Genomic DNA, 25546 nt, shown 5'->3' with positions numbered 1-25546 from the left:
AAAGTGGCCTGTTTGATGAGATTCTTTGTCGTAAGTCTACTCCTTTGGATTTCTACTTGCATGGTAAATGCGGCAGAAAACACAGAGTCAGTAAATTCTCCAACGAACAAGAAACAGAATCATTTTTTTGAAAAAGAGATTCGTCCTCTCTTGATCAAACATTGTCTGGAGTGTCACAGCGAGAAAAAGCAGAAAGGGGAACTGCGTCTTGATTCCCTGAAGGCGATGCTGCAAGGAGGAGAAAGCGGTCCGACAATTGTTCCCGGCAAAGCAAATGAAAGTTTGCTGGTGGAAGCAATCAATTACGAATCTTTTGAGATGCCGCCAGAAAAAAAATTATCTGATAAAGAAATTTCTGCGCTGACTCATTGGATTAATACAGGCGCGTATTGGCCCGAAGGTCCCAATTATGTGATCAAACAGCGCGGTACGGAGACATTTTTTACAGAAGAAGATCGTAACTTTTGGGTATTTCAACCAGTCAAGAAAGCTCAGGTTCCACAAGTCGATCAACGGCGATGGTCAAAAAATCCCATTGATGCGTTTGTTATTGAACGTTTGCATAAAGAAGGACTGACCCCCGCTGGTGAAGCCAACCGTACTACATTGATCCGACGCGCATACTACGATTTAATCGGCCTGCCTCCCACTGTCGAGCAAATCAATGCTTTTGTGAATGATTCCTCGCCGGATGCCTGGTCTCGATTGATTGAGGAACTTCTGAAGAATCCTCATTATGGTGAAAAATGGGCTCGCCACTGGTTTGATGTTGTGCGTTATGCTGAATCGGACGGATTTAATCAGGATGCGTTTCGTCCAGAAATCTGGCGTTATCGTGACTACGTGATTCGTGCTTTCAATAATGACAAGCCTTATTCACGTTTTGTGAGAGAACAACTGGCCGGAGATGAAATTGCTCCCGAAGATCCAGAAGCATTAGCGGCAACCGGTTTTCTCAGACATTATCTTTATGAGTATAATCAGCGTGATGCACGGACCCAGTGGAACGACATACTCGATAATATTACTGACGCGACCGGTGACGTCTTCATGGGAATGAGCATGGGCTGTGCACGTTGCCATGATCATAAATTTGATCCGATTCCGCATCAGGATTATTACCGGTTACAGGCATTTTTTGCGCCTCTGATGCCTCGCGATGATGTGCCTTTTGTCACACCGCAAGAGCTGGGAGAGTACAACCGTAAGCTCAATATCTGGGAAGAAAAGACAGCCGAGATTCGTGCCAAGATTGAAGAATTGACTCAAGCATCAGTGGAAAAAGCGGCAAAAAATCAAATTAAAATGTTTCCTGCTGACATTCAGGAAATCATGCAAAAACCGGAATTCGAACGCACTGCGCTGGAACACCAATTAGCGGATCTTGTTCTCAGGCAAGTCAAAGGCAAGCAGGAAGCAGCACTTGCTGCTCTCAAGAAAAGTAAAAAAGACAATGGTGAAACATACCGTACACTGCTCAAAGAATTGGCGGCATTTGATGATTTAAAACCAAAACCATTACCCATGGGAATGAGTGTGACCGATTCACGGGGAGCAGTACCGGTCACAACAATCCCTGACGATCCGCAACATACACCGATTGTTCCCGGATTTCTTTCTCTCCTGAAGCCTGGCAAAGCAGAAATTATACCGGTTTCGACGGCTCCTCAGTCATCGGGGCGTCGTACCGCTTTGGCAAATTGGATGGTCAATCCACAAAATCGATTGACGACGCGCGTCATTACCAATCGTGTATGGCAGTATCATTTTGGTACGGGACTTGTTTCTACCTCAAATGACTTTGGTCATATGGGAGAGTCTCCCAGCCATCCGGAATTACTGGATTGGCTGACCACTTATTTTGTGGAACATGGTTGGAGTATCAAAAATCTGCATCGGTTAATTATGAATTCGTCGACATACCGTCTTTCTGCTTTTCATCCTACTGCTGAAAAAGCAAAACTCAAAGATCCTCAAAATCGGCTGTATTGGCGTGGCAACATTCGCAGATTGAATGCGGAAGATATCCGGGACTCTGCACTGTTCATTTCTGGTGAGCTCGATCCCAAATTGGGAGGACCCAGCGTAAAAGGGACCCAGCCTCGTCGCAGTATCTACACAATCATGAAGCGAAATGTGCAAGACCCTGTCCTGGGAGCGTTCGATCTTCCTGGGGGAATCAAAAGTGTTGCACAACGAGATGTCACGACAACAGCCAATCAGGCTTTGATGATGATCAATGGTGATTGGTTCCTCAAACGATCCAATGCACTCGCGCGGATATTGAAGACGAAGTCATTTAGCAATGATCGCGAAATGATCGCTTATCTACATCAAATGGTTTATGGCAAAAAACCTGAAAAGGCAGACGTTGACTTATTGTCAGAATTCCTGAAAACACAAGAAAAACGAATTCAGGGAGAAGCTGAACAACAACAACAGACCTTTATCGGCCAAATCGCACAAACTTCTAACGAGTCGGTCAAACTCGGTAAGGGGTCTACGTTGACGACTCTGAATGTTCCCTTTTCGAAATCATTTCCCGATCAAGACTTCACGATTGAAGCCTCGATCCAATTAGAGTCGATCTATGAAAATGCGGCCGTGAATACGATTGCCTCTCAATGGACGGGGAATACAAAACATCAAGGTTGGTCGTTAGGCGTCACCAGCCAGAAGTCAGCCTACAAACCGCGGAATCTCATCTTACAGTTGGTTGGCAAAAACCCTGAGGGCAAACTGACATATGAAGTCATTCCTTCGAATGTTCATTTGGAACTTAATCAGCCTTATTATATGGCTGTGTCAGTGAAGATTTCTGAAACGGGTGAATCGGGAATTCAGTTTTATGTAAAGGAGCTTTTCTCCGAAAAACCATTAGAGCGTGTCTCTGTGAAACACAATGTCGTTAGTGACTACCGTCCTACAAATAATCTTGTCTTTGGAGGTCGTGATAAGTCTTCTGGAAGTAGATGGAACGGCCTTTTAGATAATATCAGGATATCCCGTTCTGCTTTGAGTCAGGACGAGTTACAGATCCATCAACCTGCCAAAACGCTTGCGTCTGTGGTTGGTTTCTGGCAATTCAATCATCAAACGGGACTTTTGAAAAACAGTATAGCGAATAGGCTGCATATCGCTCCCCCAGCTCAAACATCTCTGGGACCTAGTGATGCACCTCAACAGGCTTTAGCAGATTTATGTCATGTGCTATTTAATTCCAATCAATTTCTCTATCTGGATTAATAAATCGTGACCAATGAAATCCATTGCGGAAAGATAATCGTATGAGTATTGAACACTCGCAAGCACTTCCTGAATTGGTGATCAATCGACGGGAACTCTTGTTTCAAGCTGGTGCAGGTTTTGGTGGCATTGCTTTAAACGCGCTTTTAGCTCAGCAAGCGAATGCAGCTGTAAAATCTAGCGCCAAACCGCTCTCGCCTTTAGCATCTAAGCAAACGCATTTTCCGGCTACCGCCAAGAGTGTTATCTTCCTCTTCATGGAGGGCGGCCCCAGTCATATTGACCTGTTCGATCCCAAGCCGGAGTTACAAAAAATGGCGGGGAAAAAATTACCTGATAGTTTCAAACGTCCTATAACGGCAATGGGAGAAGTAAATTCACCTCTGCTCGCTTCCCAACGAAAATGGAAGCAACATGGCGAAGCAGGAACCTGGGTTTCCGATTGGTTGCCACATACTGCTTCTTGCGTTGATGATATTGCTGTTTTACGCGGGTGTTGGACGAACGGTATCAATCATGCTGGCGGTGTCTGCCAAATGAATACCTGCATTCCTCTCGCCGGGCGTCCCTCTTTAGGGAGTTGGGTTACCTATGGTCTGGGAACAGAAAATGAAAGTCTGCCAGCCTTCGTTGTGATTCAGGACAATAACGGCACTGTCGTGAATGGGCCACGAAATTGGGGAACGGCCTTCATTCCTGCTGTCTATCAGGGGACTCGGTTAAATACGGGGAAAGAACCCATTTCGAATTTATACCGACCCTCTGAAATCTTTCCCTCTCAAGAAGCAGGAAAGCTGGATTTACTGGCGACTCTCAATCAACAGCATGCAAAAATTCGAAAACAGCAGTCTGAACTTGATGCCAGAATCGAGTCTTATGAACTCGCATTTCGTATGCAGGCTTCTGCTCCTGAAGCCGTAGATTTGACCCAGGAAACCAAAGCAACTTACGAATTGTATGGCATGGACCAAAAAGAAACGAAAGTGTATGGAACCAATTGTTTATTAGCACGTCGACTGGTGGAGCGTGGTGTGCGTTTCGTTCAGCTTTATAATGGAGCCGGTAGTAAATGGGACTCTCATTCCGGGATTGAAAAACGCCATGCGGCGCTCTGCCAGGGTATGGATAAATGTGTCGCCGGCCTCTTGAAAGATCTCAAGCAGCGCGGCCTGTTGGATTCCACCCTGGTAGTTTGGGGGGGAGAATTCGGAAGAACGCCCATGAGCGAAAAGGGGGATGGTCGAGATCATAACCCAACCGGATTCACGATGTGGATGGCCGGAGGTGGTGTCAAAGGCGGTCAAACGATTGGCGGAACCGATGAGATGGGACTGTACGCCGTCGAAGATCGAATGCATGTTCGCGACATTCATACCAGCATTTATCATTTGTTGGGCCTTAGTAATATGAAACTGGAATACCGTCATAAAGGGAGCCCGGAGCGACCCACTTTGAACGAGGGAGAATTCATGGAAAAACTGGTGACGGGCTAAGCGTTTTGTGTGTAACTCATTTTTGATAAAGAGTTTATGGCAATAAATCGAAAGCGGGCTCATTCGAGTTCATTGAATCGCTATTTTTTACCTGACAAGTAATTTTGTATTCTTTTCCATGAAAAATGCTTGTTTGAAATTCCTCTCTTGCACTTCAGCTTAAAAGCGGTACGATAATAATATATAAGTAACTCTTAGTATTACTTAAACTATTGAGTGCTTTGACCCTCCGTAAATGCAATCCAGAAGACTGGATCGCCCTCGCCAAACCTATTTCCAAGAGAGTCTTCTTCTATGAACGAGCGACTTTTCCTGGTGTGTCTGTTATTTGTTTCCTGTTGTCTGAGTGTTGCTCAAGCCGCAGACTCTGCGAACAAGAAAACTCCACTCTCATTCGAAAACGATGTGCGCAAAATTCTGAAGGTTCACTGCCTGCACTGCCATGGTGAGAATGGTGAAAAAGAGGGAAATCTCGATCTGCGTCTCAAGCGTTTTATGGTGAAAGGTGGTGATAGTGGGGCCGCCATCGTTCCCGGTAAAAGTGATCAAAGTGAGTTAATTACCCGTGTCGTTGCGCAGGAAATGCCACCTGAAGGCAAACACATGCCTGAAGCAGAGATCGAGATTCTAAAGCAATGGATTGATCAGGGGGCTCATACCCTGCGACCAGAACCGGAAAAGATTGGCGCTGATTATATTGCTCCCGATGATCTGGCCTTCTGGTCTTTTCAACCCGTTAAGAATTCTCCTGTTCCACAGGTAAAACAGCCCAAGCTGGTGCGGCAGCCGGTCGATGCGTTTCTATTGGCAAAGCTGGAAGAAAAGAAACTCTCTTTTTCTTCACAGGCTTCGAAAACCTCATTAGCACGTCGTGCATTTTACGATTTAATCGGCCTGCCTCCTCAACCTGAAGAGTTGAAACAGTACCTCGAAGATAAAAGCCCCGATGCTTATGAAAAACTGATCGACCGACTTTTAGCTTCAAAGCATTATGGAGAACGCTGGGGTCGTCACTGGCTGGATGTGGCCGGCTATGCCGACTCGGAAGGCTACAACAACAAAGACCGGGAACGTCTTTGGGCTTTTCGTTATCGTGATTATGTCATCCGCGCATTCAATGAAGACAAGCCCTACGATCAATTCCTCCGCGAACAATTAGCGGGAGATGAAATGATCAAGCCGCCTTACAAAAACTTGAGCCCTGAAGATCTGGAAAAACTGGTTGCTACCGGATTTTTACGTATGGCCCCCGATGGAACCGGGAGTAACCCGGCAGAAAAAGAAGTAGCAAAGAACCAGGTAGTCACTGATACGATCGATATCGTTTCTTCTTCAGTCCTGGGAATGACAGTTGCCTGTGCACAGTGCCATGACCACAAATACGATCCAATTCCACAAAACGATTATTATCGTTTCCGTGCTATTTTCGAGCCTGCATTGGACTGGAAAAGCTGGCGAACTCCGGCTTCCCGGCGTATCTCTATAATGTCAGATGCAGATCGCAAAATTGCCAATGAACTGGAAGCCGAAGCGAAGAAAGTCCTGGGAGAACGAACGGCTCTCGTCAATCAATTCATCGATCGGACATTGGAACGGGAACTCCTCGATGTGCCGGAAGACAAGCGTGACTTGACTCGAACTGCCTATAAAACCACCGGAAAAAAACGCACTAAAGAGCAGGTGGCACTCCTCAAAAATTACCCGCGTATCAATCGTTTATCAGCAGGTTCTCTGTACCTTTACGATCGAACCCTGCATGAACAATCTGGAAAAGCCGCTACCAAAGCGAAGCAACTTGCTAAAGAGCTGGTCGAAAAAATCAGTAAAGAAACGTTGAGTCGGATTCCTGAAGCACAAAAGAAAATCGCGTTAGCAGCCAAGAAAACGGCTGAGAAAAAGAGAACACCAGAACAGAAAAAACTGATCGCAGAATTTCCAGGTCTATTAGTTTCTGTTTCGAATCTCGAGAAATTTGATCCCAAAGGGGCCGCTCAAGTACAGCATTTTAAAGACGAAGCCAAGCGGTTGACTGAACTCAAGACTCAGGGCATTTTGAATAAGTTGAATGATAAAGTAGCTAAGATCAGAGAGAAAAAACCGAAAGAAGAGTTTGTACGTGTACTGACGGAAGTTCCCGGTAAAGTGCCGAAGACTTTTTTCTTTAATCGCGGAGACTTCGAGCAACCCAAGCATGAACTCCTTCCCGCTGGGTTGTCTGTAGTGAAGAGCAATCTGAAAAAACCGATCGAAATTCCAGCTCAAAACAATGATTTGCAAACATCAGGGCGGCGTTTAGCTTATGCCAAATATATCACTAATGGAGAGCATCCTCTAACGGCGCGTGTCTTTGTGAACCGCGTCTGGCTACATCACTTTGGTAAAGGGATCGTGGCATCTCCCACTGATTTTGGCAAGTTAGGAATTCCACCGACGCATTTAGAATTGCTGGACTGGCTGGCACATGACTTCGTCTCAAATGGTTGGAAAATCAAGCGTCTGCATAAAATGCTGATGACTTCAACGGCTTACATGCAAAGTTCTCAGAGATCAGCCGACTATGATGTGATTGATCCAGACAATCTGCTCTATGGTCGCATGCCGGTCCGTCGACTGGAAGCAGAGACAATCCGTGACTCGGTTATTGCTGTCACGGGTAAACTGAAAACGGATTTGTATGGCGAACCGGTTCCAGTGAAAGAAGACGAAGTAGGGCAAATTGTGGTGGGCATAGCGAATGTTGATTCAGCTGGTCGCCAGAAAAAAGCAATCAAAATGGATGATCGCAAGTTCCGCCGCAGTGTTTATATCACGGTCAGCCGAAGTAAACCGCTGGCAGTACTTGATATGTTTGATGCTCCCAAAATGGAGCCAAATTGCGAAAAACGTTCTTCTTCGACTGTAGCGCCTCAATCACTGTTGATGATGAATAGCGGCTTTATGGTAGAACATTCCACATATTTTGCGGAACGGTTACAAAAAACTCACGCTGGAAATAAGCAGGAGCAGGTCAAGCTCGCCTGGATGCTTGCTTTTGGTAAAGTTCCTACAGCAGACGAAGTCAAACAATCCGTGGAATTCATCGTCTCTCAAATTCCTCAATTTAATACAACAAAAGCGAGCTCCGGGAAAACTCCTGAGCAACTGGCTTTAGCAACGTTTTGTCAGGCCCTTTTGAGTAGTAACGAATTTCTTTACGTTGATTAAAACGGTATCAAACTATGAATTATAAAGCACCCGATTCAACGGATCATTCCAGACGTCACTTTCTGGCCGCAAGCTCGATGGGAATCGGTTCTCTTGCGCTGTCCTGGATGTTGAATCAGGATCAGGCTCTGGCCAAGAATCCGGCGATTCGACCTGAACTGCTGAAAAAACATTTTGACTTGAAGTTAAAGCCGACCCATCACCCTCCCCGGGCGAAAGCCATGATCTCAATGTTCATGCAGGGAGGACCCAGTCATCTGGATATGTTCGATCCCAAACCAATGCTTCAGAAGTACGATGGTAAAAAATTTCCCGGAGACATTAAATACGATAATGCAGCACAGGCGAGTTCAAAAGTGCTGGGTTCACCCTGGAAATTCAGTAAGTATGGTGAATGCGGTACTGAGTTATCAGAATTACTGCCGGGTTTGAGCGAAGTTGTTGACGATATCACTCTGATCCGTTCCATGCACACCGGTGTGAATAACCATGGACAGTCGATTTATGCCATGCACAGTGGTCGTATTCTTCCCGGACGGCCAACACTGGGAAGCTGGTTAACTTATGGTTTAGGTAGTGAATCAGAAAATTTGCCTGCCTACATCGCGATGGTCGATCCCGGCGGTGCACCCGTATTGGGTGTTGATAACTGGACCAATGGCTGGCTTCCTTCCTTATATCAGGGGACTGTGATTCGACCTAAAGAACCGAGAATTCTTAATTTGAATGCCCCTCCTCACCTCAGTGGGAAAGCACAGGAAAAGTATCTCGATTTCCTGGGAAAACTGAATCAGAGACACCTCAACCAGCACCCGGGAGAAGACGATCTTTCTGCTCGAATCGCCAGCTATGAACTGGCTGCTAAAATGCAGACCGCGGCGACAGAAGCGTTGGACTTGAGTAAGGAAACCAAAGCGACTCAAGCCATGTATGGAATTGATCGTTCCGAATCCGCCGAGTTTGGCAAGCGTTGTCTCATTGCACGTCGACTCATCGAACGTGGTGTGCGTTTTGTACAAATAATGACGGGGAATCAGCATTGGGATCATCATACCAGCATGCGGACTTCTCTGCCGCGCACCTGTAAACGAGTAGATGTGCCTTCAGCAGGTCTTGTGAAAGACCTCAAAATGAGAGGTCTGTTAGATGAGACGCTCGTGCACTGGGGAGGCGAAATGGGACGCCTGCCCGTAATTCAGAATGATGCTGGCGTGGCAAAGCAGGGACGAGATCATAATACGTATGGTTTCAGCATGTGGTTGGCCGGTGGTGGACTCAAAGGTGGTATGGCCTATGGTGAAACAGATGATTTTGGTCATCATGCTGTTGAAAACAAAGTCAGTCATAGTGACTATCATCAAACACTACTCTATTTGTTCGGACTCGATCCAGAACGACTGACATTCACTCGCAATGGTGCAGAACAGACATTAATCGACAAGCAGCCTTCTCGTATCGTGCATGATATTATTGCATAGGTTGTGTTCGAGTTTGCAACTTCACCTGAGAATCAAAAAACGCCCTGTACTTACAGGGCGTTTTTGTTTCCAATAGTGGGTGAGTACAACAAACTCACTTTGAGGGTATCGCAATCATATCAATCACCAGGGTGCGGTTCGGAAACCCTACGCTTTTGACAGTCGCTTTGGATGCGGCAGGGGGGCGTTTAGGGTTATAATATTCTGTGCGAATTTTTCCGAAAGGACCGCTGACTGCGTTATCTGAAACATAATATGTGGCTTTCGCCAGATGATTCAGGTCACTACCTGCTTTTTCGACAATAGTTCTTAATTGATTGAACACACTTCGAATCTGCTGGTCATTATTTTTGTTCTCTTTAGCGAGAATTCCCGAAACATAAATCCGGTCACTGACTTGAGCAATCGCAACCCGACTATAAACGGGAGATGCTTTCATGCCGGTCGGAGTTTGATAGACCACCGTTTCAGCAGGTCGAACAGTCGCTTTATTTTCAGGCATGGCAACAATCATCTCAATTTCAATAGGTAACGATGAAAACCATTCCACAAGTGACACCGGAGGTTGCCTCTCCTCGGGGAAAAAGCTGTCAATCACCAACTCGACATCATTGGCTTCTTTCATTGGTGTCATAAATGCTTTAACGTGTATCACATTTGAAGGGGATGCACCAATGTATTTCAGGGTTTGATGGAGCTCTTCCATGGTTTTGCGTGTTGCTTCCGTTAACGTATCTGCTTTCACCGCTTGTCCCGAAATATATGCAGTTCGTCCTGCCGGTAAGAGTGAAGCACTAAATCCTGAAACTTCATCATTATAAATTTGAACCTTCGCTAATTGCTTAGAGGAATTGGTTGCCGCGACCGCATCCATGGCGACCAGAGCATTCGGACCAGGAAGTTTTGTGACCACATACGTGCAGGCTGGTTGTGCGATGACTTCCAGTTCTTCTTTAATTCGTTGTTGTACTTGCTGTACCAGATCTTCACGGGCGACATAGATATTCAGTTTGACTAGTCGATTCAGATTACTGTCTACTTTTTTCAGCAGGTAATTCAGGTTCTTAAGCACGAGTGCAGTCTGATCACTGGCGTTGGCAGAAGGAATTTGGCCTCCTTTGAGGTTGAGGGGCAAAATCTGAGAAGTGTGGACTAACACCGTATCTTTCACAACCACGCAGAGAGACGACTCTGATTGCGGAGTACTTTTCAAGTAAGAGACTTCTGCAGTAACCACATCTGTTACTACGAGTAATAAAACAGCGATCAGTAAATTCATTAAGTATTTCATAGCAGGGTCAACAATTCTTAGAGGATCAATTTTGATTCTTTCCAAAGTATCGGCGCTCTGGAACCATACGGCTCTATTTTAACTGCCAGTTCTCGTCAAAGAAATCAGCATCGACTACTTTTCCGGGATATTGACTGCCTGCCGGAGTGCGTAAATCGATGATGGCCCAGTCGGGCAGCATGGGAACCTGCCTGGCATTATTTAAATACGCATATTCACGGTAGGTAAAGCCGCTGTTTAAGACAACGTATTTTGTGGGATTTAGCGGGTTTGGAAAAATCAGAATCGGTGCATGATGCGCGGCTGGAAAGTGTTTTTGACCGACAACGATTTCTTCGCGATTCCATTGAATGGGTAATTTGCTGATAATCTTTTTAATGAGTTGATTACTCTCAGGATCTCCCCACAACACAAGATTACTGGAAGCAATTTCCTGATCTGTAATCTGAGTATCTTTCATCACTCTCGCGTCACCACGGAACTGCTGACGCCAATGGACAACCGCATGTTTCATTTCTGACTGAACCCATTTTTCGACTGTTGCCGAAACGCTTTTTCCGGTTGGGGAAACGAAAATGAAGGAATCCATAAAGGCATCATCAATGGGGCCCTGCAGGTTATGTCGTTTGACCAATTGCCCAGGTTTCAGAATCGCTGCTCCTACATCCCAGGAGTCATTAGTCTTATGAAACGTCACATGCCAGGAACGGTCGGAGAGCGGACCGGGAACCTGGTATTCAGTTCCATCCAGCTGAATCATAACCGGACGGGTCATATCAAATGGTGATTCACCCGCATTCATCTTCAATGTGAATCCCGTGACATTTTCGGTTTTGATTTTGACACGATTGTTCGGTACCAAACGGGCATCGATTTGGCCCTGTTTCCATTCTTCTTCCATCGAGTCCAGCGTCACCCAGTTCATGCGGTTATACTTTAAAGTATACGCTACCAGATGTACGGTATGTGGGATGGTCTGACGTCCCACCTTGGCGAGCGAATCCATCTTGGCTTCGATAATGCGTTTAGAATCGATGTGAATGCGATGCCCCATCTTAGGCCCAATAATATGCACCATGTCGATACCGACTTTTTTGAGAGCCTCTTCCATCACATCCGCGGCCTGTTTTTGACTATCGAGTTCGCCGCTGTAGGCGATGGTCGGGCACTGATAGAGATTCAATGCATAACCGGGACAGTCGTAGAGTTGCCATAATTTCTTCTCATACCAGGTTGGTTTGAGAGTTTCTTTCTGGAACACTTTTAGAAATAAGGGGGTTTCTGAAAATCCGGCTCCCGGATTGGCGGCAAACCAGCGATCAGCATAATGCACGGCAAATTGCCAGCATGCAGCACCTCCCATCGAAAACCCGCGTACGGAAATACGATCATCGTCGATACGATAGCGTTGTTTCGTCGATTCCAGTGCTTCCAGTACGTCTACTTCCCCGGCAAACTTGAACGCATTGGAATAGCGACCATAGGGGTGTAAAACAATTGTGTCGGCAGGAGTATATTGCCCACGAGAATATTGCCGCTGATTGATGAAGTTGCCTTCACTCAGCCGTTCCCCTCTTCCATGAAACCAGAGATCACAACGATAGCGGCTTTTACCCGAAAATGTATAGTTATCGGGAATGACCAGACCATATGGTTGTACTGTGTTGTCGATCTTTGAGACATACCCGCGTACCACCAATCCTGTCTGGCGTGTCCAGGGCGCTTCTCCTTTTAATAGCTGATCAGCTCGTTGCTGACCCTGTTTTAATAATTCCAACCCTTTGCCAATTTCACGTTCGTGAAAAAACTCCTGAAATTCGAGTGCACAACGCACGGCACGATGATAGATTTCCACGTCCGGAATCAATGCTTGTACCCGCGAGTTTTTACTATTTTTTAATTGATCCAGAGAAGTTTGAAGTTTTGCCAGTCCTAGCTTGAGATGCTGTTTCTGCTCATCAGGGACTTCGACTCCCAACATGGGAATACGTCGAACCTGATCAGGCAAGTTATCAGCAGGCCCATCTGCTTGCAGCAGAGCAGGGAAGAAGACCGTATTCAGAAGCAGCAGGATAGAAAGTTTGACAAAAAGATTCTGTTGTAAAAGCATAAGGGGGTTCTCGCAGGAAGGTGTAGATCAGGAGCGTTGTAACTTCATAAACAATAACAGCTAACAGTACTCTTAGTATCATGTCGCATTTCGAGTAGTTTGAAAACGGTATCAGCAAAGATATTCTTGGATCACTCAAAGTGGCCGATTCAATTGCAATTGGTATGGACTACTAGAGAACTGATTGTTAGAACACTTCTACCTGCCAAAACAAAGATAGAATTCTTTTCGATGAAATATGGAGAAAATCGATGTTCTTTAAAACGCGTTCAATCTGCCTGATTTCACTCGCTTCTTTCTGTTTTACAGTGACTGCTAATGCGAACGATAATAAAACGGCTTCCGCTACGAAGGCTCCTGCAGAGGTCCATTCACTCACATTGGGAACCTTAGAACTCCAAGCTGAAGAAATCGACTTTAAAATTCAGCGTGATGGCAAACATGTGATCAAGTTGGAAGGTCAGGCTGGGATTAATTGTGGTGGCATACGTGTATCTGCTGATAGTATAGACGCTACGTACTTAAAGCAAAAAGATCTAATGTTGAACCTCTTAGGAAACGTTAAGATAATCAGCGAGCATGACCGGCTTCATGCGACAGCCCTTGAAGCGACCTTCGACTTTGGTTCGAAGTCACTCATGCTTAAAGCAGCTGAAGGGAAAAATGTGACACTCACGAGAGGTAATGGTTCAAAGACAACTCAAATTGAAGCATCCCAAATCGAGATACAATACCAAGACAAAGACAGTGTGCTACTCAAAGCCCTGGGTTCTGTTTCGTTGACAGAGAAGACAGCGAAATTAAAGAGCGGAGTTCAATTTAGAAGCCGACTCCCCTCGAAATCTGATGACTTTTTCAATCCTAGTTTTTTTGAACCTCGTCCAAAACCAATTAAAAAGCAACACAATACTTCTGGTGCTTTTTTTGATCTTCCCAACAAGAAGTCGGCGACATCAAAATAAAAAGAATTTGTCAAATGCTACACTGGTGACTTAGGAGGTCACTGAAATCTACTTGTTTTTCAGCTCCATGAGACTCAGGCAGAAAAAAGTTGACATCTGAGGTGAGGGGCTTTACGATTAAATTATCTTCATCTTATTCATTTATGCTCAATAGTTCACAATTTTAGTTATTTTCCTCTCTCATTTCATTCGGAAAATTGCGTCTTTTATTCTTTTGATAAGGTTGTTGTGGGCAGCGATTTGTCTTTTCTGAAGCACAAATCTTTCTTAGTTGAGCGGATTCATTTCTTTGTAGTTCTTCTATCAATGACTGACAGAAAAATATTTTACTGATAGTCTTTCTAGAGAGAAAATTCAATTCGATTTCAAATAAAGTGACAAAACTCACACACTGAATAGATCAGAGCTGAATCTTAATTCGGAGATAATCATGAAAAACAAGATGACAAACATGAATCCAATCTTAAGTTCAAAATTGATGATAGTAGCAATTTGTTCTCTGGCTGCAGGCTGGTTTGTGATGGCTGCCAACGCGGAAGTCAAGCAGAGTGCCAAACAAGCTCAAGCGAACAAACTGATTAGCAAGACTTCATTTCAGGCTGAACCAGCAGCAACTGCATTGCAGCCTAGAGAGATCAAGCAACCATTTTATCCGGCACTGACAAAACGTACCCAGGAAATGCAAAAGGCACTTAGTGCGGATACGAAATGTGACTTTCCGAATGTTCCGCTCTCTGAGGTACTTCAATTTTTTCAGGCGCAGCATGGCATCAATATTTACCTTGATGCACAGGCCCTTGAACAAGAAGGCTTAACAGCTGACGAGCCAATCAATGTTTCTCTGAATGGCATTTCTCTCAAATCTGCATTGAATATCGTTTTGAATCCGTTGGGATTGGATTATGTGTTTGATAACGAAGTGCTTAAGGTTACCTCTCAAGAAGAGGCAAACCAAACATTGATAGTACGTATTTATCCTGTCGCAGACCTGTGCGATAAACCAGATGATTACCAGGCATTGGAAAATGTAATTCGAAATACTTGTTTGGACCTTAGACAGAAAAACTGGTCAGCAGTTGGATTGGTGATCGGAGGTCCAAACACGCAACCGATTCCTCAAAGAAATCCAACAATTTCTATCGTTCCCAAATGTAAGGCGATTGTGGTGAATGAAACAGACCGCGTACACAATAAAATTACAGATTTGTTAAGCCAGCTAAGACAGGTCCGTAAAGACCAAGAGGACCTGTCAACTGAAAAGAAGTAATAGTAATACCAGTCGGACGGATGTTCGCCCGCTGTAGATGTTAAGATTTCACAGAAAATAGGAGTCGTTCATGAGTGGGTTTTTGAAGCGAAGATTCGTTGTTTTAACGATATTTTGTCTGGCTGCTGGCTGGATGACGATCGTGGCGAGCGGGCAAGAGAAGCGGAATTCCAAAGCTTCGCAAGCACACAAGCCAACGGTCAAAGATGCGGCACCACTAGCAGCTCCGGCGGGTGACGCTCAGAAGAACGGAGAATTACAGCAAACATTTTTTCCGGTTTTGACAAAACAGGAACAGAAGATTCAGGCAGCACTCAATGCAGAGACTGAATGTAATTTTATTGACAATCCACTCTCTGAGGTGATAAATACTTTTGCGGATCAGCATGGTCTTACAATTCTGATTTTGAGTAACGATTTGGGTGAAGAAGGATTAACATCTGATGAACCCGTTAATATCAGCCTGCATGGCATTTCTCTCAAGAATGCACTGGAACTCATTTTGCAGCCCATAGGATTAACCTATGTCGTTGATCGAGATGTGGTTCAGATTACCACGAAATACAATGCAGAAGAGATGCTGAAAACGCGTGTCTATCCTGTGGGCGATTTATGTAAGAGTCCCGATGACTATCAGGCACTGGAGTCAGCGATCATCAATGCCAGCCTGGGAGAATGGCGTAGTCGAGTCTCATCTTCTAAGCCGAGTCAACCCGTTCAAGCGGGGGGGCTTGGTGGTGGTTTCGGCGGCGGTACTGGTGGTAAGGGTTTCTTTCAATTCATTAATGGTGCAGGATTTGGTTCACAGGTTTACGAAGAGGGAACTGGTGGCACAATTTCTGTGGTACCGCAAAGTAGATCGTTGGTGATCAGTCAAACCTACCATGCGCACAACGCGATTGTTGATTTGTTAACCCAACTCAGACAGGCACGAGTCTTAGATTGACGCCATTTTATTGACAGTCATTAATTGTTAGTTCGAATAAGATCAAAGCAATTTAAAATAAAGAAAATTTGAAACGGGACTTGACGATGGAGCCTGGGATGAAAATCAAGTATCTTAATCGTAAAAATACGATCGTTGCTGTTTGCGTTTTGACTGCAGGCTGGTTGGTGATGGCGGTCAACGCAGAGGATAAAAAGAGCAAGAAAAAGCAAGAGGCCCAGCCGGGGATTTCACCGGTTGTCGTGCCAGCAGCAAAGCTCGGAGCTAAACAATCTGCCAGAGAAACAAAGCCGATATTCTATCCTGAATTAACGAAAAGTGAATTAAAAATTCAACAGGCGCTCAATACAGAAACGGAGTGTGATTTTTCGGAGTCTCCACTTTCTGACGTAGTTGCATTCCTGGCAGATCGACATGGTATCACGCTGCTTCTCCTGGAGAATAAGATGAAGGAAGAAGGTATCTCATTAGATGAACCTGTCAGTCTTAGCGTCAAAGGAATTGCTCTCAAGAATGTATTGGAACTAATTCTGGAACCGATAGATATGACTTATCTGGTCGATCGAGAGGTACTCAAGATTACCACCAGAATAGATGCAAGTGAGATCTATCAAACACGCGTCTATCCTGTGGGTGATTTTGGCAACACTCCTGAAGTCTATCTTGAACTGGGATCAACGATTACGAAGCATCTTAGTCTGGGATTCTGGTACGAAGGTATCCATTACAATCCGTTCCCGGGTATTCAAGGTGGTGCTGAAGGTTCTGGCTTCTTTCAAGTGATCAGTAATTCGAATTTTCCAGAGGGATGTCTCCGTCCAAGGCGTTATGAAGAAAGAGATGCTGGTACCATCTCATTGGTTCGTCTCAGTGAGTCTTTGGTGATCAGTCAGACCTATCATGCACACAATGAAATCGTAGAATTACTAACACAACTTCGGCGTATACGCGCATTAGATTGATGACATTTATTTGACAATTATTCAAATTTCGTTCGTATAAGATCTATATTCTTAAGAACAAAATGGTAGCAGGAGTCGATGATGGAAACTAAAACGAAAAGCAGGTTTGGGGATCGTAAAAAAATGATCCTTGCAGTTTGTGTATTGACTTCAGTTTGGTTGGTGATGGCGGCCAATGCAGAGGACAAGCAGAGCAAAAAAAATCAAAATGTTCAAGCTCCATCGATAGTACCAGATGAAACCAAACGATCAGCGAATGAAATCAAGCCGATATCCTATCCTGAATTAACGAAACACGAGTTGAAAATTCAAGAGGCACTCAATACAGAAACAGATTGTGATTTTTCGGAGACTCCCCTTTCTAAGGCAATGGAATTACTAGCAGATCGACATGGCATCACGATTCTTGTCATGCCTCATCATCTGGGGGAAGAAGGTTTAACCGTGAATGAGCCAGTCAGTCTCAGCGTCAAAGGAATCTCTCTCAAGAATGCGCTGGATCTGATGCTGGAACCGAACGATTTAACTTATGTAGTCGATCAAGATGTTCTTAAGATTACCACGCGAATCAAGGCAGAGGATGAGCTTGAATATATGCTGCGCGTCTATCCAGTAAGTGATTTTGGTAACACTCCCGAAGGCTATCTCGAACTGATAGATATGATCCATAAAACCGTTTTGTATTATGACGACAGTATCTCTCTGATTAGTTCAAGTAAATCATTGGTAGTTAACTCGTCCTATCACAACCACATTGCAATTGTCGAATTACTAACACAGCTCCGGCGTGCACGCGCCTTAGATTAATGGTTTTTATTGACATACGATGAAAGTTCGTTTGGATGTTATCTATGTATATTTAAAATAATAAAAAACAAATAAAGGAGTCGACGATGGATATGACAATGCAGAGTAATATTAATCGATGCAAATATGTGCTAGTTGCCGTTTCGATTGTAACTGCAAATTGGATAACAGCGCAGGTTCATGCGGAAGACAAGCCGGCTACTAAAAGTGATCAATCGAGTAAATCGGTTAAAACCAAAAAGGTCCGGCAGTTATTTTACCCTGCATTAACCGAACGAGAGGAGAAGTTGCAGCGTGCTTTACAGCAAGAAACCGAAGCTAATTTTCCGGAGATACCGCTGAAAGAAGTCACGACTTATTTTACAGATTTGCATAATGTACCAATTAAAATTCAGTCAAAAGCTCTGGAAAATTTAGGTATCTCAGCTGAGGAGCCTGTTGATGTCGAACTCTCCAAAATCAGTTTAAAAAATGCTTTGTTACAAATTTTAGATCCCTTAGAGCTGACATTTGTTGTGGATCGGGAGATGATTCTGATTACTTCAAAAGACCGAGCATCTGAGATGATGAAAACACGAGTTTATCCCGTAGGCGATTTTTGCAGTACTCCGGATGACTACAATGCGCTGGAGGCCGTTATTCGAAATGCTCGTTTGGCAGAAGCAGAATGGAAACCGAGTGGAATCTCTGGACTCAGCCCTGCGATTACGACCTATGGGAGTGCTGTGAAAGTGGATGCTTACAAATATGATGGGGGCACAATTTCGATGCTTCCGCAAAGTAAATCACTGGTGATCAGCCAAACCTACCATGCCCAAAACGCGATTGTGGATTTGTTGACGCAGCTTAGACAGGCGCGGGCTGACCAGCAGAAAACTTCAGGGCAAGACCTTTAGACATACGATTAAGTAAAAAACGCAGGCTGGTGGAGTTCCAGCCTGCGATTTATTTCCCATGATTGGGCGTACGACTCATTAAGTAAGCGAACAGGTCTTGAACCTCTTTATCACTGAGGTTTTTGGTTAACCCATCGGGCATTAATGAGAGATCCAATGCTTTGAGGAGTTCGATCTCATCTTTATTGATGAGGACAGACTGACCTTTCACATCTTTCAATGTGAGGGTTTTCGTGGTCTGTTCATCAATCAGTCCTGTCACTGTGCGACCATCGTCAGTTACCACCAGAAAGTTGGTGAACTCTTCACGAATGGCGGCACTCGGATCAACGACTGCAAGGAGCATGAAATCCACATTATCACGTTCATAACCGGTTAGCTTAGGTCCTGCCTTACCACCTTCACCAAAGAGCGTGTGGCAGACGGCACAGGTTTTTTTAAACAGCAGCTTACCAGATGCTAAATCGCCTTCTTTTGATTTGATCAATTTCGCGACGCGCGACATCTCTTGTTTTTTCTCAGCAGGTGTGGATCCACGCACTTTACCCCAGTGTTTTTTGATACTGGCTTTGATCTCCGGGTCATCGTGTAATGCCATCTGTTGGACAACATCAAGAGGAATTGTATTGGCTTTGATTCGCCAGGCATTCACTTCATTCAGAAATTGCTTACTCCAGGCTTTGCGACTCGCAAGCACACGTTGGGCAGTGCTGCGAACATCGTGCTCATCGAGCAACGTACTGTGATAACGTGCCAGGATATTTTTGCCAATGGAGGGGTTATCGAAATTCATCAATGCTTGTAACGCGACTCGTTTTAAAGAATGAGTGTCAGCCCCATTTGATGAGAGAATCGCCGTCAGAGGGCCAATCGCCTGTTTTGTTTTTAGCTGTCCAAAAATTTCCATATAAGTTAAACGTGTAGGGCGGTCCGCATTTTTGTCAGCAATGATTTTCAATGCGCGAGTTGTGGCCGCTTTGTCTCCCAGACGTAATGCCAGTGCAAGATCCGATTCGCCCAATGTCTTTTGATACTCGGCCAGACCCTTGCTGAGTTCTTTTGGGAGATTGTCAATTTTCTGCCCCCGGAATGCTTCCAGCATACCTACCATCAATTTTTGTTTATGCCCGGATGAAGGAGCCAGCTTGAGCAGCTTAGCACACATGTCATAGTTTTCCGGACCGCCGGCCATGGCATAGCGTTGCATGATCCGTTCCAGAATGTAATCTTGTACCATTTTCACTTGCCAGAAATCTGGTTTAGAGAATAGGGTGAGAACGGCACTTCGGTCGGAAGTGGCTTTACTCTCGATTGCCCACCACAGAAGCAACGGAATATGCAAGTCGGCTTGGTCTTCTTCTCGTTTTAATAGTTGATAGGTAATCTCCAGGCCCGCTTCCGCAGGAAAACGTTTGGCGGAAGAAGCCAGTTGTGAGCGTACTTCGGCATATGGTTCGATCTTGGCCAGTTCAACCAATGTTTTGGTTAGTTGTTTCGAAATCTGATGTGAATCGCCGAGCAGACGGATGGTCCAGCGACGAATATGCTGATCACGGTGACCTAATAATTCCAGTGCGAGATGTTCATTGAAGGCGCCAAGTAAATTCAATGCCCAGAGCGCTTCCAGCGCGCGTTCATCCTGTTCGCTTTTCGCAATTTTTGTCAGTGTGGGAATCATCGACTGATCTCCGCGTTCGCCAATCACCTGAACCGCTTTTTGACGGAACCATTTGTTCGGATGCCCCATTGTTTTGATGAGTTTCGTGTTCGTTTGTTTCGCAAGATCAAATGGTTTGATTGGTTGAAAATTTGTTGGTTTGAGTCGATAAATACGGCCACTGGTTTTGTGCCAATTGTCACGCGGGTCGACGTGAGTCAGACGACTGTCATACCAGTCAGCCAGATACACACAACCATCAGGCCCCACTTTGATGTCGACAGGACGGAACCAGCGATCTTGTGTTAACACGATCGGCGGCATATCTTCAGTGCGGTAAGTAGAGGTATCAGGAATCAACTGGCTCGCCATCACGCGATTATGTAGTGAGTTGGCAGCAAAGACGGCGCCATTGTATTTGGCGGGAAATATGCCCCCTTCGTAAATCGAAAAGGTCTGGCTGAATCGTTCCTGATAACCTTTATGACGCATATGCTCATAAAAACCGAAGGCATAGGGGTTCGTCAGTGGGCCATGTTTCCCCCAGTTCTTTTTGGCATAGCCACCTTGCGCGTAATGCATACCCCGGGTGCCACCATTGTTGGTTCCGGAAAAGACACGCCCTTTGGAATCGATCTCGACACTGAATGTATTGCCGCCCCCTTCCGCAAAAATTTCGAAGACTTTGCTGTCAGGGTGGTAGCGCCAGATCATCTGTCCTTTGAAGTGCACACGTTTGGTCGCTTCAGAACTGACTGTACCGGTGGTGGTACTGCCATTGGCTCCATAGAGCCAGCCGTCCGGTCCCCATTTTAAGCTGTTGGCTACAGAGTGTGTATCTTCCAGCCCAAAACCCGAGAGATGGACTTCCGGATCGCCATCGGGAATATCATCGCTGTTTGCATCGGGATAAAACAAAAGGTAAGGAGGATTCAACACCCAGATGCCACCCCGGCCCACTGTGACAGCAGAGACAATATTCAAACCTGTAATGACATCTTTCACTTTGTCAAATGTACCATCACCGTTGGTATCTTCGAGTACCGAAATTTTGTCCGCCCCTTTGAAATGATTTGGGGGCGGTGGGGGAACTTTATCAAAGACAGCGCGTAAATACTGGTCATACTTGACCACTTTCAATCCAGCAGGAAACGGATACTGCAGATATTGCACGACCCACATCCGCCCCCGATGGTCGAAGCTCATATAGAGTGGCTGCATCACTTCCGGTTCTGCCGCGATACTTTCCATGACAAAGTCTTTGTGAACCTGAAACAGTTTCACCGCTTCTTCGGGTGGAGTTGGATCAGATTCATCACCGACTTCACCGCGACCTTTAAATGATTTCATGACTTTGTCGACTTGTTCATTGCCAGCCAGATCTTTTTTGAATCGATCTCGGCTGATTTTTCCAGCAACATCGACTTGTGGGGGCTCTTTTTTCAGACACCAGTAGACGGCATTGACGAGTGTATGCGTAAAGGTATTGATTTTAAAATCGCCTGGATGGCCCAGTGATGTGTAAAAAATACGTGATTTCTTATACATGTTCGTCCAGGCAACCGGCATCTGTACGGGTTGTCCTTCGACGCGAGAGAGCCCACGCAGCAACACTTTAGTTGAACCCTTGAGGTTAATGCTTTTATACATCGAACCTTTGCTGCGAAAATACTTATTGCGAACTGTGGCCATGATCGGGTTCTGTTCTGCTCGTAATTGAGTCGTCACATCAGTCGGAGTTTTGTTGTTGAAGTCACCTGCATACTCACCACCCAGGACCTCCTTATCAAATTCTTTCCATTCCACGTATCCTTTTGCTGGTTCACCTTTACTAAGCGCAAATCCATGGCTCGACGTTCGCAACGCCATCAGGGGCTTTCCTGCAGCAAGATAATCTCGAATTAATTTCATCTGAGCTGTTGGTATTGTTTTCCGGCGGACACTCAGAAACAGTAAATCAGCTTCTTTAATGACATCCAGCCCCGGGAAGGAATTCGAATCTTTTTTATCTGCAAAGATAAACTCGGTGCGAAATCCCAGAGGCTGTAAGTGCGCTTTTGCAAAGGCGGGTAAACTTTCAGACGTCTTGTACCCTTTCTCTCCAATCATAAATACAATCAAGGGTTGATCATCAGGTGTTTGGGCTTTCGAAGGAGGCTGTTTTTCTTCGCCTGTCACCGATAGAAATGAAAATCCACAGACACAGGTGAACGCGAACAGATAGAGCGTGTGCTTCAGAAAGGTTCTGTTGAGCATTGTGAGATACTTCTTAGTAGATAAAACTAAAGGAAATTAACAAAAGGCTGGTTCTTCATCATAACAACCCACTTAAGGCTCTGTCATCCGACAAAAGTGACTTTTATGCAGTCTCTATAAACGGATTCGATAGGTTGCGATTATTATGTTCTTAAGTATTTATTATGTAATAGTTTATGTTATTTGTTTTCAGGATATTTTTTAGTGAGAACTCCAACAGTGAATCGATTTTACCAGCTCCTGTTTTACCTTTCTTTAGCGCTGATTTTCTGGCTGGCGATGATGGGCATTCATGAATTGGGACACGTGATCGGTGCCATTTTAACCGGCGGCTCAGTTTCTCAAGTGGTTTTGCATCCATTGGCAATTTCTCGCACTGATCTGACTGATAATCCCTGTCCGGTGATTGTCGTTTGGGCAGGGCCACTTCTGGGAGTTTTGATTCCCTTAATATCGCTTTTTGTTGTACGCGGACTTGGTTGGTCTCAATTCAGGATCATTCAATTTTTTGCAGGCTTCTGCTTGATTGCCAATGGTGCATATATTGCCGGCGGTTCATGGGAAGGAATTGGTGATTGTGGGGTGATGCTTCATTCAGGCACACCGCTCTGGATGATGTGGTTGTTTGGTTTATTGACCATCCCTGCCGGTTTTTTCTTGTGGCATCAATTAGGCTCTTTTCAAGAACTGATTCAAAAGCCAGAACAAATTTCTGCCCAGTCTGCCTGGACAATTTTTGTATTGTTGATCTCTCTCATCGTACTAATGGAACTCTTTTCCGCGCGATAATACAATAATATTTGCTTCTAAGAGGTCTTCTCTGATATTGTGTAATCAGACTTAGATCTTTTCATCAGGAGAATGCGAAACATGCTGTCAAAGATGAACCGCAGAGAGATGTTGGGAGTCTGTGCCGCTGGTGCGTCTGCTTTCTGTTTGCCTTCAATGCTTACTGCCAGGCAGCCTAAAACAAAAGTCAAAACATTTACTTATAAGACGGTAGGCGATTTGGAAATCAAGGCGGACGTACATCGGGTCGATGATAATAAAACCCGACCTGTGATGGTCTGGTTTCATGGCGGTGCCCTCATCGTTGGACATCGAGGTGGTGTGAGTGGTCGTGTCTTAAAAGATATGTTGAACGCCGGATATGCCGTTGTTTCGTTTGATTATCGCTTGGCCCCCGAAACTAAGCTGCCGGAAATTATCGCTGATCTGGAAGATGGATTTACCTGGCTGCATCAAAAAGGCCCTGAGTTGTTCAATGTTGATACGAGCAAAGTCGCAGTTTCTGGCGGGTCTGCAGGCGGGTGCCTGACCATGATAGCCGGCTATCGTGCGAAGCCGCGACCAACCGTACTCGTTCCTTTCTGGGGTTATGGCGATCTGATCGGCGACTGGATTGGAAAGCCGAGCCCTCATGATCGTCATCAAACCAAATTTACAAAAACAGAAGCCTATCAACAGGTCAGCGGTCCACCGATTGCGGATTCCCGGGACAGCAAAAAAAATCGTGGGGCCTTTTATCAATACTGTCGACAAGAGGGCATCTGGCCGAAAGAAGTCGCCGGCTGGGATCACCATCGCGAGCCCGAAAAATTCTATCCATATATGACGCTGAAGAATGTGACCAAAGATTATCCTCCAACGCTCATGGTACATGGCACTAAAGACGCCGACGTTCCCTATAATCAGTCGACATTAATGGCAGAGCAATTCAAAAAGCACGGTGTCGAGCACGAACTGGTCACAATCCCGAACGGCGAACATGGTCTGGCAGGCGGCGATCCAAAACTGATTGTCGCTGCCTATCAACAGGCGTTTGAATTTATGCATGATCGTATGCGGTAATTTGCTTTTCTTGCGAGTGTCTTACATCGATTTTGGAAATTATGAGTCACCGACTTGCTGAGAAATTTCGAAACTTTGCCGAGCGGGAGTGCAAAGGAACCTCCCCACTCTATTACATTTTATCACATTCCATTGCACAGGATAACGATGTTCTGGAGATTGCCGGTCAGGTTCAGAAGGGACAGCCGGTTCCGAATTTGTTTTTTGCAGCCGTGCATTATCTTTTGGTTTCCGGTAGTTCGCATCCACTGGCTGCGTTTTATGCATCTTGCGCACCAGAAGTAGAAACTTCTTTGGATGCCTGGCCAGAATTCAAAGACTTTGTGCACTCTCATCGTCAGATAATTGTTTCCCTGTTGCAATCACGGTTCGTGCAAACCAATGAAGTGAGACGATGTGCTTTTCTTTTTCCGGCGTTTTTATTTGCGGCCAGCCAATTCAAGCCCCAGCCTCTGGCCTTGCTTGAAATCGGGACCAGCGCGGGATTGAACCTTCTCTGGGATCAATACCAGTATTCCTATGGTGACTCCACTACTTATGGGGACACCTCGTCGCCTGTTTTGATCCGTTCTAGATTTCGTGGAAATAAGCCTTCCGTTCTCTCTGAGCCTGTCCCAGAGATTTCCCACCGCATCGGCGCGGATTTAAACATCATTGATTTATCGCATCCCGACGAAGTCGCCTGGCTGCGTGCACTCGTGTGGCCCGAACATCATGAGAGAAGAGATCTCATGGATGCGGCTTTGGAAAAACGTGGCGAGATGCAGCCTGATCTCGATCTAAGGATGGGAGACGGATTTGCCATGCTCGACGAGACCGCAGAAGAAATTCCTACCGAATCTCTATTCTGCGTCTACCACACCCATGTCGCAAATCAAATTTCGAAAACGGAGCAGGAGGCCTTTTTGAGTTCCATCCAACGACTTGGCAAACAGCGCGATATAGTCCATCTCTTTAATAATATTGCTCAACCTCACCTGCATCTGTCAGCGTATCGTGATGGTCAGTTGCTTGATCTGCCCCTTGCGAAAACCGATGGCCATGCCCGCTGGATCGAGTGGTTATAGAATCATGCAATCCAAACTCATCGTTGTGATGATTCGTTAATTTCAGCTAAAGG

General features: G+C 45.3%; 16 protein-coding genes. 13 read left to right on the top strand and 3 right to left on the bottom strand.

Going from position 1 to position 25546, the window contains the following annotated elements:
- Positions 1-60 precede the first annotated feature (60 nt).
- From V144x_RS24235 to V144x_RS24220, 4 genes are all read left to right on the top strand, one after another.
- On the top strand, positions 61-3246 hold the full coding sequence (locus V144x_RS24235) for a DUF1549 domain-containing protein (RefSeq protein ID WP_197998618.1): 3186 nt from the start codon (positions 61-63) through the stop codon (positions 3244-3246).
- Positions 3247-3287: 41 nt separating this feature from the next.
- Complete coding sequence (locus tag V144x_RS24230; protein WP_144989091.1) at positions 3288-4739, top strand: DUF1501 domain-containing protein; 1452 nt, start codon at positions 3288-3290, stop codon at positions 4737-4739.
- A 294-nt stretch (positions 4740-5033) separates the two neighbouring features.
- Entirely contained in the window at positions 5034-7943 is a 2910-nt protein-coding gene (locus V144x_RS24225) for a DUF1553 domain-containing protein (RefSeq protein ID WP_144989089.1), read from the top strand.
- Positions 7944-7957: 14 nt separating this feature from the next.
- Complete coding sequence (locus V144x_RS24220; protein ID WP_144989087.1) at positions 7958-9421, top strand: DUF1501 domain-containing protein; 1464 nt, start codon at positions 7958-7960, stop codon at positions 9419-9421.
- A gap of 94 nt (positions 9422-9515) precedes the next feature.
- On the opposite strand, the gene V144x_RS24215 is transcribed toward V144x_RS24220, so the two are convergent.
- Together V144x_RS24215 and V144x_RS24210 are read right to left on the bottom strand one after the other, a co-directional pair.
- On the bottom strand, positions 9516-10700 hold the full coding sequence (locus V144x_RS24215; RefSeq protein WP_197998617.1) for a RidA family protein: 1185 nt from the start codon (positions 10698-10700) through the stop codon (positions 9516-9518).
- 85 nt (positions 10701-10785) lie between these two features.
- Complete coding sequence (locus V144x_RS24210) at positions 10786-12822, bottom strand: prolyl oligopeptidase family serine peptidase (protein WP_144989083.1); 2037 nt, start codon at positions 12820-12822, stop codon at positions 10786-10788.
- A gap of 251 nt (positions 12823-13073) precedes the next feature.
- Between V144x_RS24210 and V144x_RS24205 the strand changes: the two genes are divergently transcribed.
- The 6 genes from V144x_RS24205 (at position 13074) to V144x_RS24180 (ending at position 18662) form a co-directional block, all read left to right on the top strand.
- Positions 13074-13784, top strand: a complete 711-nt coding sequence (locus V144x_RS24205) for a hypothetical protein (protein ID WP_144989081.1) — start codon at positions 13074-13076, stop codon at positions 13782-13784.
- Positions 13785-14235: 451 nt separating this feature from the next.
- Positions 14236-15051 (top strand): hypothetical protein, encoded by an 816-nt coding sequence (locus V144x_RS24200; protein ID WP_144989079.1) that lies wholly within the window; start codon positions 14236-14238, stop codon positions 15049-15051.
- A gap of 70 nt (positions 15052-15121) precedes the next feature.
- Entirely contained in the window at positions 15122-15997 is an 876-nt protein-coding gene (locus tag V144x_RS24195) for a hypothetical protein (RefSeq protein ID WP_144989077.1), read from the top strand.
- A gap of 98 nt (positions 15998-16095) precedes the next feature.
- Positions 16096-16959 carry a hypothetical protein gene (locus V144x_RS24190; protein ID WP_144989075.1) on the top strand — a complete coding sequence of 288 codons (864 nt, stop codon included), beginning with the start codon at positions 16096-16098 and terminating at the stop codon, positions 16957-16959.
- A gap of 123 nt (positions 16960-17082) precedes the next feature.
- Positions 17083-17766 (top strand): STN domain-containing protein, encoded by a 684-nt coding sequence (locus V144x_RS24185; RefSeq protein WP_144989073.1) that lies wholly within the window; start codon positions 17083-17085, stop codon positions 17764-17766.
- Positions 17767-17852: 86 nt separating this feature from the next.
- Positions 17853-18662: a hypothetical protein gene (locus tag V144x_RS24180; RefSeq protein WP_144989071.1), complete on the top strand. Its 810-nt coding sequence runs from the start codon at positions 17853-17855 to the stop codon at positions 18660-18662.
- Between the two features lie 49 nt (positions 18663-18711).
- On the opposite strand, the gene V144x_RS24175 is transcribed toward V144x_RS24180, so the two are convergent.
- Entirely contained in the window at positions 18712-22575 is a 3864-nt protein-coding gene (locus V144x_RS24175; RefSeq protein ID WP_144989069.1) for a PVC-type heme-binding CxxCH protein, read from the bottom strand.
- A gap of 204 nt (positions 22576-22779) precedes the next feature.
- Here V144x_RS24175 and V144x_RS24170 point away from each other — a divergent pair, with 204 nt between their 5' ends.
- The 3 genes from V144x_RS24170 (at position 22780) to V144x_RS24160 (ending at position 25493) form a co-directional block, all read left to right on the top strand.
- Positions 22780-23364 carry a M50 family metallopeptidase gene (locus V144x_RS24170; RefSeq protein WP_232102626.1) on the top strand — a complete coding sequence of 195 codons (585 nt, stop codon included), beginning with the start codon at positions 22780-22782 and terminating at the stop codon, positions 23362-23364.
- Positions 23365-23445: 81 nt separating this feature from the next.
- Entirely contained in the window at positions 23446-24426 is a 981-nt protein-coding gene (locus V144x_RS24165) for an alpha/beta hydrolase (RefSeq protein ID WP_197998615.1), read from the top strand.
- Between the two features lie 41 nt (positions 24427-24467).
- Complete coding sequence (locus V144x_RS24160; protein ID WP_144989065.1) at positions 24468-25493, top strand: DUF2332 domain-containing protein; 1026 nt, start codon at positions 24468-24470, stop codon at positions 25491-25493.
- The last annotated feature ends 53 nt before the right edge of the window (positions 25494-25546 follow it).

Source organism: Gimesia aquarii (genome assembly GCF_007748195.1).
GTDB lineage: Bacteria > Planctomycetota > Planctomycetia > Planctomycetales > Planctomycetaceae > Gimesia > Gimesia aquarii.
The sequence above is the reverse complement of the archived record's forward strand: the minus strand, read 5'-3'. Positions and strand labels throughout refer to the sequence as shown.

Excerpts from the sequence above, each read along its gene's own strand:
- V144x_RS24235 (WP_197998618.1), top strand. The coding sequence starts at position 61 with ATGGTAAATGCGGCAGAAAACACAGAGTCAGTAAATTCTCCAACGAAC.
- V144x_RS24230 (WP_144989091.1), top strand. The coding sequence starts at position 3,288 with ATGAGTATTGAACACTCGCAAGCACTTCCTGAATTGGTGATCAATCGA.
- V144x_RS24225 (WP_144989089.1), top strand. The coding sequence starts at position 5,034 with ATGAACGAGCGACTTTTCCTGGTGTGTCTGTTATTTGTTTCCTGTTGT.
- V144x_RS24220 (WP_144989087.1), top strand. The coding sequence starts at position 7,958 with ATGAATTATAAAGCACCCGATTCAACGGATCATTCCAGACGTCACTTT.
- V144x_RS24215 (WP_197998617.1), bottom strand. The coding sequence starts at position 10,700 with ATGAATTTACTGATCGCTGTTTTATTACTCGTAGTAACAGATGTGGTT.
- V144x_RS24210 (WP_144989083.1), bottom strand. The coding sequence starts at position 12,822 with ATGCTTTTACAACAGAATCTTTTTGTCAAACTTTCTATCCTGCTGCTT.
- V144x_RS24205 (WP_144989081.1), top strand. The coding sequence starts at position 13,074 with ATGTTCTTTAAAACGCGTTCAATCTGCCTGATTTCACTCGCTTCTTTC.
- V144x_RS24200 (WP_144989079.1), top strand. The coding sequence starts at position 14,236 with ATGAATCCAATCTTAAGTTCAAAATTGATGATAGTAGCAATTTGTTCT.
- V144x_RS24195 (WP_144989077.1), top strand. The coding sequence starts at position 15,122 with ATGAGTGGGTTTTTGAAGCGAAGATTCGTTGTTTTAACGATATTTTGT.
- V144x_RS24190 (WP_144989075.1), top strand. The coding sequence starts at position 16,096 with ATGAAAATCAAGTATCTTAATCGTAAAAATACGATCGTTGCTGTTTGC.
- V144x_RS24185 (WP_144989073.1), top strand. The coding sequence starts at position 17,083 with ATGATCCTTGCAGTTTGTGTATTGACTTCAGTTTGGTTGGTGATGGCG.
- V144x_RS24180 (WP_144989071.1), top strand. The coding sequence starts at position 17,853 with ATGGATATGACAATGCAGAGTAATATTAATCGATGCAAATATGTGCTA.
- V144x_RS24175 (WP_144989069.1), bottom strand. The coding sequence starts at position 22,575 with ATGCTCAACAGAACCTTTCTGAAGCACACGCTCTATCTGTTCGCGTTC.
- V144x_RS24165 (WP_197998615.1), top strand. The coding sequence starts at position 23,446 with ATGCTGTCAAAGATGAACCGCAGAGAGATGTTGGGAGTCTGTGCCGCT.
- V144x_RS24160 (WP_144989065.1), top strand. The coding sequence starts at position 24,468 with ATGAGTCACCGACTTGCTGAGAAATTTCGAAACTTTGCCGAGCGGGAG.